A 12604-nucleotide genomic window follows, 5' to 3' on the forward strand; every position below is an offset into this window, starting at 1 on the left:
GCCGATCAAGCCACAGAAGCTGACCAATCGTGACAACTGTCTGTCCACCGCAGACAGGCGCCGCAAAGCGGACTGGAAATCGCACTTGTAGCCCCAACGCTGCCTGCTCCGGCAGCGCTTTTCCATGACTACAAAAGGTGCGAAATCATGGCGCTCGGCAAAATTCCCGTCACGGTCATTTCCGGTTTTCTCGGCGCGGGCAAGACCACGCTGGTCAACCATTTGCTCAACCACAACCGCCAGTACCGGATCGGCGTGGTGGTCAATGAGTTCGGTGAAGTCGGCATCGACGGCCAGTTGATCGTCGCCGAACAGGAAGCGCTGATCGAAATCAACAACGGCTGCGTCTGCTGCACGGTGCGCGCCGATCTGGTGGCCAGTGTCAGGCAGATGCTCGACCTGGCCGGCCACCGCCTGGACCGGCTGATCGTGGAAACCTCAGGCCTGGCCGATCCGGCACCGGTGTTACAGACGTTTCTTGCCGATCCCGACCTGCGCAGCCGGGTCGAGCTGGAATCGGTGATTACCGTGGTCGATGCCCTGCATCTGGACGGGCAACTGAATGACGAAATCGTCCGCGAGCAGATCGCCTTCGCCGACACCCTGATCCTCAACAAGACCGCACTGATCAACCCTGAGGCGCTGGCCAACATCGGTCGTCAGGTGCGTCTGCTCAACAGCACCGCCAGTGTCATCGCCACCAACCATTCCGAGGTCGCGGTCGACACCCTGCTCGGCAACAAGCGGTTCTCGCTGCCGAACCTGCTGATGATCGAGCCGGACATCCTTGAAGACGAAGGCCACGACCATGAGCACGACGCCTCGATTTCGTCCTGCTCGGTGGTCATCGAAGGGGCTCTGGATCCGGACCGCTTCAACCGCTGGATCAATCAACTGGTCAACGATCAGGGCCAGCGCCTGATGCGCATGAAAGGTCTGCTCAACTTCTCCAGCGAAGCCCGCCGCTTCCATTTCCACAGCGTTCACATGCTGCTGGAAGCCGTGCCGGGGCGACGCTGGGAGGCCCATGAATCCCGTGACAACCGCTTCGTGTTCATCGGTCGCGATCTGGACAGCGAACAGCTGCGCCAGGGCTTTCTCGAGTGCCTGATCGCGGCCTGATCTTCTGCCCCGACTTTTTCCGCTGCCCATACCTACCCGTCAATCACAGGAATGCCACCATGAAAAAGCAAGAAGCCTACACCGTCAGCATCGGCCTGCTCGCCGTGCTGGACACCTACCTCACTGCCACCGTATTGCCGGTGCCGGTCTGGGTCACGTTCATCGCCTGGGCCTCGTTCTTCATTGTCGGCGGCGGCAGTGCCGGCTTCGTTCGCAGCGTGGCCTCCAACCTCACCGGCCTTGTGATCAGTTCGCTGGTGCTGCTGGGCATCGCCACGGTCAGCGAGGCGCCGTTCTTCATCGCCATTCTGGTCGGTGCCGGCAGCGCGTTGATGGTCCAGGCCTCGAAAGTGCCGCTGCTGAGCATTCTGCCTGCCATCGTCTGGGGCTTCGCTTCCACGGTCGGCACCACGGCAGTCGGCGGCAAGCCGATGACCACGCCCGGCCTGGACAACCCGGCGCTGATCGCCGCCACCGCCCTGATCACCGGCGCCGTGTTCGGTTATGTCTCGGAACGCCTCGGCGATGCCCTGACCAGCAAGACACGCACGCAACTGGCCTGACGCCCTTCACCCCACATTTTTCATCTGAAACTGGAGCGCCCGATGAAATTACAACACAGCCTCGGCGGGCTGGAAAACCTCGGCCCTGTGGCCTTCGAAAAACAAGTGTTCGTGCAGCCCTGGGAAAAACGCATCTTCGGCATTCACACGACCATGATGGCCGAGAGCGCACACCTGGCCGACGCCCTGCCCGGCTATCCCATGGCCACCCTGCCGACCACGTTCAAGAGCGACTGGACCTGGGCGTCACTGCGCACCGGCGCCGAAGGCATGCACCCGTTCGAATACTTCAAGTTCCGCTATTACGAAAAATGGCTGATGGGGATTTCCGGTTTCTTCGTCGATCAGGGCTACATCAGCCGCGATGAACTGGACAACAGGACCGCGCACTATCGCGAGCAGCCCGATGCCGCCCTGCCGGAGCAGCCCAGCGCACCGATTCGCGAACAGATCGTGCGCTACCTGCAGGAGGGCGATTCGGGGCTCAGGCCCTACGCCGGGCAACCGTTGTTCACCGATGGCGCCGAGGTCAGCGTGGCCGACCCCATGACCGTCGACCACACCCGTCTGCCCGGCTACCTGCGCAACAAGCCGGGGAAAATCGTCGAGGTCTACCCCGGCGCTTTCGCCTACTTCGTCAACACCGGCCCCGACGGCATCGGCGAGGCCATGCCGGTCTACCGGGTGGCGTTCGACGCGGCGGACATCTGGGGCGAAGACATGTGCGAGCCCAACACCACGATCTACGCCGACCTGTTCGAGGCCTATCTGCGCCCGCCGCTGCAGGCCTGATCCCCCGGGCATTCACTTTTCGATGGAGATGTTTCATGAGCCAACTGTTTGACTACGACAAGCAACGCGAGGCCGAGAGCGCGGCCAAGGTTCGCGCCCTGGAAGCCCTGCTGATCGAAAAAGGCGTGATCGGCAGCGACTCGGTGGACGCGGTGTTGAGCCACTTCGAAACCGTGGCAGGGCCGTTCAACGGCGCGAAAATCGTCGCCCGCGCCTGGGTCGATGCCGAGTACAAGGCGCGCCTGCTGGCCGACACGCCCAAGGCCATCGCCGAACTGGACCTGCCCCAGGGCATGGGCGGCGCCGAGGGCGAACACATGCTGGCGGTGGCCAACGGCCCGGACGTACACAACCTGATCATCTGCACGCTGTGCTCCTGCTACCCGTGGCCGATCCTCGGCCTGCCGCCCTACTGGTACAAGGACCCGGTCTTCCGCGCCCGTGGCGTGCGTGAACCGCGGGCGGTGCTGCGCGAATTCGGCGTGCCGGTCAGCGACGAGACGCGAGTGGACGTCTGGGACAGCAGCGCGCAGATCCGCTGGTTCGTGGTGCCGGAACGTCCGGCCAACTCTGCGCATCTGAACGAGGAACAACTGGCGGCACTGGTCACCCCTGAATCGATGATGGGTGTGGCGCTGGTCGAACTGCCTGCCTAGAGGATTGCGCCATGTTTACCCGATTCGAAGAGTTCGCCGCCAACAGCATGCTCGGCCACAAGGACTCGCCGCCGCGCGCTCAGGGCCGTCTGCACTTCAGCCAGGACTGGCAACGCAGCCTTTACGGCCTGGCGCTGGCCCTGTCCAAGGCCGGGCATTTCGAGTGGGAGGCGTTCCGGCAACAGCTGATCGGTTCGATCTCCCGCTGGGAAGAACTGCCCTGCGACAACCAACCGCCGTGGGACTACTACGAGCGTTATCTGGAAGCGCTGATCAAGGTGTTGCAGGAGCACTCGCTGCTCGACACCGATGAACTGCAGGCGCGGCTGAACGCCCTGCAACCCGACACGCTGTCCCACTGACTTTGCCCACTGATTCGAGGATTTCTTCATGAGCAGCACCGTTATCACCCAAACCGCCGGCCGTACTCTGGGCAATCGCCTGCTGATCAGCGTCGGCGCCCTGTTCATGGGCCTGTCGCTGGTGTACTTCGCCGGTTTCTCGCACCTGGAACTGGTCCACAACGCCGCCCACGACACCCGCCACAGTTCGGGTTTCCCCTGCCACTGATTCCGCTGCGGAGCACCCGAGCATGTTCAAACGCATCCTCACCACCGCCTGTTACAGCGGCGCCGTTGCCGCGCTGCTGTTGAGCCTGCTGCAAAGCCTGTGGGTCACGCCGCTGATCCTGCAGGCGGAAGTCTATGAAAACGCCGAAGCGGGCCATCAGCAGCAAGTCCCTGAGCAGCCGGTTCATGAGCACGCAGCCGGCGCTCATGAGCATGAACACAGCGCCGAAGCCTGGACGCCGGAAGATGGCTGGCAGCGCACGCTGTCGACCTTCGGCGGCGATCTGTTGGTGGCCGTGGGCTTCGCCCTGCTGCTGTCGGCGCTGTATAACCTGCGGGCACCGGGCAAGGCCTGGCACGGCGTGCTGTGGGGGCTGGCGGGCTATGCGACGTTCTGTCTGGCGCCGTCGGCCGGCCTGCCGCCGGAATTGCCCGGCACCGTGGCCGCCGAGCTGTCCCGGCGGCAGGACTGGTGGGGCGCCACGGCGCTGGCCACGGCGGTCGGGCTGGCCCTGCTGGCGTTCGGCCGGCACTGGCTGTGGCGGCTGCTGGCGGTGGCGCTGATCGTGGCACCGCATCTGATCGGTGCACCGCAACCGCCCGAGCACCACGCGCTGGCACCGGATACGTTGCAGGCGCAATTCCGCCTGGCGTCGCTGCTGGTCAACGGCGTGTTCTGGATGGCCCTGGGCGGTCTGAGCGGTTGGTGGTTCCAGCGGCAAGTGCCGGCATCGCAGGACATGAGTGCCCTGGCGTCGATGCGTTAGCCCGGGAATTGCATGGCCATCGACTCGGAAGCGATGGCCTTGACCTGTGGGAGCGAATTCATTCGCGAGGCGGTATATCAGGCGATGAATCTGTGTCGTTCGTGTGGGCCTCTCGCGAATGAATTCGCTCCCACAGGGCTCGTGTTCTCTACCTCCAAGGCGATTGCTTCACCTTCCAAAGGAAACCCTATGCGCAAGATCAGCGTGGGCATGGTGCTGTTCCCCGGCTTTCAACTGCTGGACATCGCCGGCCCCAAGGACGCTTTTGCTCAGGTCAAGGTCTTGAGCAACGGCGAATGCGAGTACGAGATGCTCACCGTCGGCACCACACGCAGCCCGCTGCTGTCGTCCAGCGGCCTGACGGTGATCCCCGACCGCACGATTTTCGACCCCTGCCCGCATTTCGACACCATCATCGTGCCCGGCGGGCTGGGGATTTTCGATGTGTACGCCGACTCGACCCTGTGCGACTGGCTCAAGGTCCAGGAAAAACGCTGTCGGCGTCTGGCGGCGATCTGCAATGGGGTGTTCGCGTTCGGCGCCGCCGGGTTGATCGAACGCAAGTCGGTGACCACCCACTGGATGGACGCCGCGCACCTGAGCGAGCTGTTTCCGTCGGCGCAGGTCGACCCGGACCATATCCACGTCAAGGACGGCACGATCTACACCACCGCCGGGGTGACGGCCGGGATCGACCTGTCGCTGCTGATGATCGAGGAAGACTTCGGCAAGCGCATGGCCATCGATGTCGCCAAATACCTGGTGGTCTACCTGCGCCGCGCCGGTGGGCAGTCGCAGTTCAGCCCGCTGCTGGATGTCCAGGGCGGTGTCGATTCGCATATCGAGGCGATTCAGGATTACATGCTCGCCCACCTGCATCTGGAACACAGCCTGGCGTCGCTGGCCGAACGGGTACACATGAGCCCGCGCAACCTGTCGCGGCTGTTCACCAAGGAAACCGGCACATCACCCATGGCCTTTCTCGCCGATGCGCGGATCGACGCGGTGCGGCGGTATCTGGAAACCACCGAACAATCGATGAAAGAAATTGCCCACCGCTGCGGCTTCGACAACGCCGATGCCCTGCGCCGGGTGTTCGTAAAACGTCTGGCCATCAGCCCGGTGGAATACCGCCAGCGCTTTCGCTCGGATGCAATGCACGCCCTGTAGCCGCCCGGCTTGCCGGCCCACATCTGCCAAACGACATATGACCTGTGGGAGCGGGCTTGCCCGCGAAAGCAGTGGGTCAGGCAATACTGCATCGACTGAACTGGCGCTTTCGCGAGCAGAGCTCCCTCCCACAGGTTTTGGGTTGTCCGACAGATCTCAGTACCCCCCGATCCCCGTAGCAGTCCGTCATTCCCGGCCCACATCCGCCAGACAACATCGGACCTGTGGGAGCGGGCTTGCCCGCGAAAGCGGTGGGTCAGGCAATACTGCATCGACTGAACTGGCGCTTTCGCGAGCAGAGCTCCTTCCCACAGGTTTTGGGTTGTCCGACAGATCTCAGTACACCCCGATCCCCGTAGCAGTCCGTCATTCCCGGCCCACTTCTGCCAGACAACATCTGACCTGTGGGAGGGAGCTCTGCTCGCGAAGGCGGTGGGTCAGGCAATACTGCATCGACTGAACTGGCGCTTTCGCGAGCAGGGCTCCCTCCCACGGGTTTTGGGTTGTCCGATGGATTTCAGTACACCCCGATCCCCGTTAGCAGTCCGTCATTCCCGGCCCACATCCGCCAGACAACATCGGACCTGTGGGAGGGAGCCCTGCTCGCGAAGGCGGTGGGTCAAACGGTACATAGGCATCAGACCCAGCGCATTCGCTGGCAAGCCAGGCGGCTACAGACCTGAGGTGCCAGTTGTTACCGCTTCAAGGCCAGTTCCTGGCTGTTCCAGCCGCCACCCAGCGCCTTGATCAGGCCGACGCTGGCGGTCAGTTGTTGGGTCTGCAAATCGAGCACGCTGCGTTGGGCTTGCAGCGATGCGGTCTGCGCCACCACCACGTCGAGGTAACCAACCGCGCCCTGTTTGTAGCGGGCCAGCGACAGATTTTCGGTGTCCTGCGCCGCCTGTGCCGCCGCTCGCTGGTCGTCCAGCGCTGAGCCAATGCCGTCGATGGTTGAGAGGTTGTCTTCGACCTGCTCGAACGCCGCCAGCACCTGCGCCCGGTATTTGCCGGCGGCTTCGTCGGTCGCCGCCCTGGCCGAATCGACCTGTGCCTCACGCAAGCCACCGTCGAACAAGGTGGTCACCAGCGACGGACCAATGGCCCAGAACAGGTTCGGCGCACTCAGCAGATGGGCAAATTCATCACTCTGATAGCCGCCTTGGGCGCTCAAGGTCAGTGTCGGGAACCACGCACTGCGCGCCACGCCAATCCGCGCATTGGCGGCAGCGACCCGTCGTTCGGCGGCGGCAATGTCAGGCCTGCGCTGCAACAGGGCCGACGGCACCGCCACAGGCACCGTCGGCACCGGCAAGTCAGCGGTCTGCGCTGGCAGGCTGAAACTCGACGCCGAAGCCCCGACCAATGCCGCGATGGCGTGCTCCAGCAAGGCCCGTTGCACCTGGTTCTGCTTGAGCTGCGACTTGGCCGAGGACAATTGCGAGTTGGCTCGCGACACGTCCAGCCCGGACACGATGCCGCCAGCATGCAGCCCCTGAGTCAATTCCACGGCCCTGGCGAACGCCACGCTGGTTTCCGTCAATAGACGGGTCTGCTGATCGAGCCCGCGCAGGCGGATATAGCTGTCAGCCAGTTGCGCCTGCAAGCTCAAGCGCACCGACGCCAGATCGGCGCGGGCGGCCTGTTCTTCATCGGTGCCGGCGGCGACCGAATCGCGCACACGGCCCCACAGGTCGACTTCGTAATCGATCTGCAGGCCCAGGGTGCCGGAATCGTAGACGTTCGCAGTGGTGCTGGAACGCAGCGGACGGGTGTCGGACTGGCGAATCCGCTGGGCGTTGCCGATGCCCTTGACCGTCGGCAGCAGGCCGGAACTGACCTGGCTGACGAAGGCCTGCGCTTGCACATAATGAGCAAGCGCCGCGCTGAGGCTGGGGTTGTTCGCCAGCAATTGCTGTTGCAGGGCGTCCAGTTGCGGGTCCTGGTACACGCGCCACCAGCCGTCACGGTCGAGTTGATCGCTTGGCGTCGCGGTCGTCCAGATGCCCTGGGTCTTGAACTGCTCGGGAGTTGCTACCGGTGGCACCTTGTACTCCGGTGCCAGCGAGCAGGCGCCGACGGCCAGCAGCGCCGCAAACAGCAGGCTGTGCTTAACCATGGGGTTTGCCCTCGGCCACCACTGCCGCCCCGCTCGACACCTGCACGGCATCGTTGTCGTTCAGGCCATCGGGCGGCGTGTCGATGATGCGATCAGAAGACGTCAGGCCGGAACCGATCTCGACCACATCACCGAAATCGCGAGCAATGGTCACGGTCTTGAAATGCACGTGGTCCTGCCCATCGAGGGTCGCCACGCGCATGCCGTGGTCATCGAATAGCAACGCCGTCGCCGGCAGGCGCACGATATCGGCCTGCAACGGCAGATCGAAACGCACGCTGGTGTAGGCGCCCGGCAGCAAACGCCCAGCCTGGTTGTCGACTTGCAGCTGCACCAGGGTCGTGCCCGATGCCGCCGCCACCGCATCGGCCGAAGCGATCACCGTGGCAGTGAACGGCTCTTTCGGATACTCCGGCACGCTGATCTTCGCGCTGCTGCCGACCTTGATCTGCGCCGCGTAGGCCTGCGGCACCTGCACATACACGCGCAGGTGGCTGACGTCCGACACCGCGAACAGCTCCTGGCCGCCGCCGGTGCTGCCGGCATTGATCAACGCCCCGACATCGGTGCTGCGCGCAGTGACCACGCCATCGAACGGCGCGGTCAGGCGCTGGAAGCCCTTGGTCGCCACCAGACGCTCGACGTTGGCCTGGGCCGCCATCATCTGCGCCTGTTTCGCCGCCAGATCACCGTTGCGCTCATCGACTTCCTGTTTCGACACCGAGTCCGACGCGAGCATCGCCTGCCAGCGTTTGGCGCTGGTGCTGGCCAGCCCGGCGTTGGCTTTGGCGGTGGCCAGATCGGCGCGGGCCTGCAGCAGTTGTTGATCCAGTTCTGGCGTGTCGATTTCCGCCAGCAACTGACCGGCCTTGACCCGCGTGCCGATGTCGGCTTTCCACGATTTCAGGTAACCGCCGACCCGGGCGAAGATCGCCGCCCGCGACCAGGCTTCCAGACGGCCCGGCAGAATCACCGTGGCGCCTTGAGCAGCAGCCAGCGGCTTGACCAGCAGCACGCTGGGCAGTGCCTGTTTTTCTGTCCATGTCTGCAAGGCTTTCGATTCACTGGCGCGACCGGTGATGCCGAAGAACACCACGGCGATCAGCACGATCAGTGCCAGCAACAGGCCGAAACGCGCGCGACCGTTGCGGCGGCGTGGTGTCAGGGATGGAGTAGCGTCGGTATGCATGTCAAAACCCTTGGGTAGCGGTGGTCGGTACGCGGGCACGACCCTGGCGCGCGTGGACAAGGCTGAAGATCAGCGGAACGAGAAACAGTGTCGCGGCGGTGGCGAAGCCCAGACCGCCGATCACGGCGCGGCCCAGCGGGGCATTCTGCTCGCCGCCCTCGCCGAGGCTCAGGGCCATTGGCGCCATGCCGATGATCATCGAGATGGCCGTCATCAACACTGGACGGAAACGGGTGAAACCGGCTTCCAGCGCCGCTTGCAGCGGATCGCCGTGTTCGGCCAGGCGCTCGCGGCAGAAGCTCACCACCAGAATGGCGTTGGCCGTCGCCACCCCCATGCACATGATCGCGCCGGTGAGAGCCGGCACCGACAACGGCGTGTGGGTGACGAACAGCATCCAGACGATACCGGCCAGCGCGGCCGGCAGCGCGGTGATGATCACGAACGGGTCGCTCCACGACTGGAAGTTGACCACGATCAGCAGATAGATCAGCACCACCGCGCCCAACAGGCCGAAGAGCATGCCGCTGAAGGCACTGTTCATGGTCGTCACCTGGCCTTGCAGCGCGACTTTCGAGCCCTTCGGCACGTCACCGGCGTGGGCCGCGATGATTTTCTGGATGTCGGCGGAGACACCGCCCAGATCGCGATCCTGCACCGAGGTGAGGATCTCCACCACCGGCTGGATGTCCGACTGAGTCACCACCGAGTTGCTGTGGGTGCGCTCCACCGACGCCAGGCCGCCGAGCACCTGACCGTTGCCGTTGGCTGTGGTGGCCGAAGTCAGCGGCAGGTTGTGCAGCGCCGCCAGGCTGTCGAGACTGGCCTGCGGTGTCTGCAACACGATCGGGTACGACACGCCGTTGGCGGTGTTCAACCAGAACGTCGGCGCCACCTGGCTGGAACCGGCGAGGTTGACCACCAGGCTGTTGGTGATGTCGCGCTCGCTGATGCCCACCAGTTGCGCACGGGTGCGGTCGACGTTGATGTTGAAGGTCGGCAATTGCTGCGACTGCTGGATGCGTGCATCGACCACGCCCGGCACGCGGCGGATTTCCCGCAGCAGGTTGTTGGCGAAGGCAAAGTTGGCCGGCAGGTTGCCGCCGCTGATTTGCAGGTCGATCGGCGCCGACGAGCCGAAGTTGAGGATCTGCCCGACGATGTCCGGCGGCGGGAACGAGAACACCGCGTCGGGGAATTCCCGTGGCAGTTGTTCACGCAACTGACGCACGTATTCGGCGGTCGGCTTGTGTTCTTCTTTCAGGCTGATCTGGATATCGCCATCCTGGGAGCCGATGGTGCCGGTGTTGTTGTAGGCCATGTTGATGCCGCTGATCGGCTGGCCGATGTTGTCCACCACCGCATTCAGCTCGTTCGGATCGATGATCCGCCGAATGGAATTTTCCACGTCGAAGATCAGCCGCGCCGTGCTTTCAACGCGCATGCCCACCGGCGCACGAACGTGCATCAGGATCTGCCCGGAGTCGACCGCCGGGAAGAAGTTGCGCCCCAGAAACGGCACCAGCGCAAACGAGGCAATGACAAAGGCGAAGATGGTGACCATCACCACTTTGCGGTGCTCCAGCGCTGTCTGCAACAAGCCGTGGTAACCATTGCGAATACGCTCGAAACGCGCCTCGAACCCCTGCTGGAAACGCACCAGCGGGTTACGACTCGGCGCCTTGTGCTCACCCTCCTCACCCGGCATGTGCGGCTTGAGCAGGAAGTTGGCCATGGTCGGCACCAGCGTCCGTGAAAGGATGAACGAGGCGATCATGGCGAAGATCACCGCTTCGGCCATCGGCACGAACAGGAAGCGCGCCACGCCTTCGAGGAAGAACATCGGCACGAACACGATGCAGATACACAGCAGCGAGACGAACGCCGGGGTCACGATCTGCGCCGCGCCGTCCATGATCGCGGTTTCCACCGACTTGCCCTGCTCCAGGTGCCAGTTGATGTTCTCGATGGTCACCGTGGCATCGTCGACCAGGATACCGACGGCCAGCGCGAGCCCTCCCAGGGTCATGATGTTGAGCGTCTCGCCCAGCGCCGAGAGCGCGGCAATCGAGGCCAGAATCGCCAGCGGGATCGACACCGCGATGATCACCGTCGAACGCCAACTGCCGAGGAACAGCAGAATCATCAGGCTGGTCAGGCCGGCCGCGATCAGGCCTTCGCGAGCCACGCCGCTGATGGCGGCGCGCACGAACAGCGACTGGTCGCCGATCATGTCGATGTTGAGGTTTTCCGGGAACTGCGACTTGGCCTCGGCCAGTTTGTCCTTGACCCCGGCAATCACCCCCAGGGTCGAGGCCGAACCGGTCTTGAGCACCGGGATCAGCACCGAGCGGTTGCCGTTGACGTGGACGATGTTGGTCTGCGGCGGGTTGCCGTCCTTGACCGTGCCGACATCGCGAATCAGCACGGTGGTGCCGTTGGCGGTCTTGATCGGCAGGTCTTCGAGGTCCTTGAACGCCACCGGCGAGTTGTTCAGTTGCAGGCTGTATTCGTAGCTGCCGATTTTTTCGGTGCCCACCGGGGTGATCTGGTTCTGTGTCGCCAGCGCGTTGGCGACGTCCTGCGCCGACAGCCCACGCGCCTGCATCTGCGCCGGATCAAGGTCGATCTGCACTTGTCGGGTCTTGCCACCGAACGGATACGGCACCGAGGCGCCGGGCACGGTGGTCAGTTGCAGACGCACGTTGTTCAGGCCCAGGTCGCCGAGTTTCTGCTCGCTGAGGTTCTTGCCAGACAACGCCAGTTGCACGATGGGCACAGTCGACGCGCTGTAGCTGAGGATCAGCGGCGGCACCGTGCCGGGCGGCAGGTTGCGCAGGATCGCCTGGGATACGGAGGTCAACTGGGCGTTAGCCGTGGCGATGTTGACGCCTGGCTGGAAGAACACCTTGACGATGCCGAAGCCGTTGAGCGACTGCGCTTCGATATGGCGAATGTCGTTGACCGTTGTGGTCAGCACGCGCTCGAACGGTGACGTGATACGCCCCGCCATCTGGTCCGGCGACAGCCCGGTGTACTGCCAGATGACCGCGATCACCGGGATGCGGATTTCCGGGAAGATGTCCGTGGGTGTCCGCAGGGCCGCCAGCGGCCCGACGATGAGGATCAGAATTGCGAGCACGACGAAGGTATACGGCCGTCTCAAAGCAACGCGCACGAGGCCAAGCATGGGGAGTATCCAGACAAGCGTTATTCATAAAAAAATCGAGGACGGAGTGGGGTTCCGTGCCTCGACATCCAGGTCGATATGATCGACAGCGCTCATCCTTAAGGTGGCATATGCCACTTTATTCATACTTAATGGTATATGCCACTTAAATTTTACGCAGGGTGGGTATTTTTATACAACAACGAATTAAAATAGTCCGTATCTGACGAGGTGCGCGTACCCCTGCAGGAGCTGGCTTGCCCTGCGAGCGGCGACGCAGTCGTCGTAAAACCTGTGCCTGCGGTGTGTCATTTTGATTGCTGAGTCTGCTAACGCAGCCCTGTTTCGCCTGGCGGCGAGTTACTTGGAAAAGCCCCAAGTAACCAAGGGCTTCTTTCCCCGCCATACGGCACCTCGCTAATGCTCGGTGTACCCTCACTCCGGCAATGCTCCGTGGGCACGCCGCGAATGGGCCATCCATGGCCCACGCG

11 protein-coding genes are annotated in these 12604 nt (G+C 63.5%); 8 read left to right on the forward strand and 3 right to left on the reverse strand.

Annotated elements, in window-relative coordinates; all coding sequences use genetic code 11:
- Positions 1–147 precede the first annotated feature (147 nt).
- The 8 genes from ACIPL0_RS30660 (at position 148) to ACIPL0_RS30695 (ending at position 5639) form a co-directional block, all read left to right on the forward strand.
- Positions 148–1122 (forward strand): CobW family GTP-binding protein, encoded by a 975-nt coding sequence (locus tag ACIPL0_RS30660; RefSeq protein WP_400603006.1) that lies wholly within the window; start codon positions 148–150, stop codon positions 1120–1122.
- A 59-nt stretch (positions 1123–1181) separates the two neighbouring features.
- Positions 1182–1685 carry a DUF1097 domain-containing protein gene (locus ACIPL0_RS30665; protein ID WP_400603007.1) on the forward strand — a complete coding sequence of 168 codons (504 nt, stop codon included), beginning with the start codon at positions 1182–1184 and terminating at the stop codon, positions 1683–1685.
- A 42-nt stretch (positions 1686–1727) separates the two neighbouring features.
- Entirely contained in the window at positions 1728–2477 is a 750-nt protein-coding gene (nthB, locus tag ACIPL0_RS30670; protein ID WP_400603008.1) for a nitrile hydratase subunit beta, read from the forward strand.
- Positions 2478–2512: 35 nt separating this feature from the next.
- Entirely contained in the window at positions 2513–3133 is a 621-nt protein-coding gene (nthA, locus tag ACIPL0_RS30675) for a nitrile hydratase subunit alpha (RefSeq protein WP_400603009.1), read from the forward strand.
- An 11-nt stretch (positions 3134–3144) separates the two neighbouring features.
- Entirely contained in the window at positions 3145–3495 is a 351-nt protein-coding gene (locus tag ACIPL0_RS30680; RefSeq protein ID WP_400603010.1) for a nitrile hydratase accessory protein, read from the forward strand.
- Positions 3496–3523: 28 nt separating this feature from the next.
- Positions 3524–3703: a CbtB-domain containing protein gene (locus ACIPL0_RS30685; protein ID WP_400603011.1), complete on the forward strand. Its 180-nt coding sequence runs from the start codon at positions 3524–3526 to the stop codon at positions 3701–3703.
- Between the two features lie 22 nt (positions 3704–3725).
- Positions 3726–4469, forward strand: coding sequence for a CbtA family protein (locus ACIPL0_RS30690; RefSeq protein ID WP_400603012.1), 744 nt, complete (start codon positions 3726–3728; stop codon positions 4467–4469).
- A 189-nt stretch (positions 4470–4658) separates the two neighbouring features.
- Entirely contained in the window at positions 4659–5639 is a 981-nt protein-coding gene (locus tag ACIPL0_RS30695) for a GlxA family transcriptional regulator (protein WP_400603013.1), read from the forward strand.
- A 694-nt stretch (positions 5640–6333) separates the two neighbouring features.
- Here ACIPL0_RS30695 and ACIPL0_RS30700 read toward each other — a convergent pair.
- The 3 genes from ACIPL0_RS30700 to ACIPL0_RS30710 are packed head-to-tail and all read right to left on the reverse strand — an operon-like array spanning position 6334 to position 12134.
- Positions 6334–7755 (reverse strand): efflux transporter outer membrane subunit, encoded by a 1422-nt coding sequence (locus ACIPL0_RS30700; RefSeq protein ID WP_400603014.1) that lies wholly within the window; start codon positions 7753–7755, stop codon positions 6334–6336.
- Positions 7748–8944 (reverse strand): efflux RND transporter periplasmic adaptor subunit, encoded by a 1197-nt coding sequence (locus ACIPL0_RS30705; protein WP_400603015.1) that lies wholly within the window; start codon positions 8942–8944, stop codon positions 7748–7750. The genes ACIPL0_RS30700 and ACIPL0_RS30705 overlap by 8 nt, the downstream gene beginning before the upstream one ends.
- Before the next feature lies 1 nt (position 8945).
- Entirely contained in the window at positions 8946–12134 is a 3189-nt protein-coding gene (locus ACIPL0_RS30710; protein ID WP_400603016.1) for an efflux RND transporter permease subunit, read from the reverse strand.
- Between the last annotated feature and the right edge of the window lie 470 nt (positions 12135–12604).

Source organism: Pseudomonas sp. NPDC090208 (genome assembly GCF_044746785.1).
In the GTDB taxonomy this organism is placed as follows: Bacteria; Pseudomonadota; Gammaproteobacteria; order Pseudomonadales; family Pseudomonadaceae; genus Aquipseudomonas.

Coding starts and splice junctions, on each gene's coding strand:
- ACIPL0_RS30660 (WP_400603006.1), top strand. CDS start 148: ATGGCGCTCGGCAAAATTCCCGTCACGGTCATTTCCGGTTTTCTCGGC.
- ACIPL0_RS30665 (WP_400603007.1), top strand. CDS start 1,182: ATGAAAAAGCAAGAAGCCTACACCGTCAGCATCGGCCTGCTCGCCGTG.
- nthB (WP_400603008.1), top strand. CDS start 1,728: ATGAAATTACAACACAGCCTCGGCGGGCTGGAAAACCTCGGCCCTGTG.
- nthA (WP_400603009.1), top strand. CDS start 2,513: ATGAGCCAACTGTTTGACTACGACAAGCAACGCGAGGCCGAGAGCGCG.
- ACIPL0_RS30680 (WP_400603010.1), top strand. CDS start 3,145: ATGTTTACCCGATTCGAAGAGTTCGCCGCCAACAGCATGCTCGGCCAC.
- ACIPL0_RS30685 (WP_400603011.1), top strand. CDS start 3,524: ATGAGCAGCACCGTTATCACCCAAACCGCCGGCCGTACTCTGGGCAAT.
- ACIPL0_RS30690 (WP_400603012.1), top strand. CDS start 3,726: ATGTTCAAACGCATCCTCACCACCGCCTGTTACAGCGGCGCCGTTGCC.
- ACIPL0_RS30695 (WP_400603013.1), top strand. CDS start 4,659: ATGCGCAAGATCAGCGTGGGCATGGTGCTGTTCCCCGGCTTTCAACTG.
- ACIPL0_RS30700 (WP_400603014.1), bottom strand. CDS start 7,755: ATGGTTAAGCACAGCCTGCTGTTTGCGGCGCTGCTGGCCGTCGGCGCC.
- ACIPL0_RS30705 (WP_400603015.1), bottom strand. CDS start 8,944: ATGCATACCGACGCTACTCCATCCCTGACACCACGCCGCCGCAACGGT.
- ACIPL0_RS30710 (WP_400603016.1), bottom strand. CDS start 12,134: ATGCTTGGCCTCGTGCGCGTTGCTTTGAGACGGCCGTATACCTTCGTC.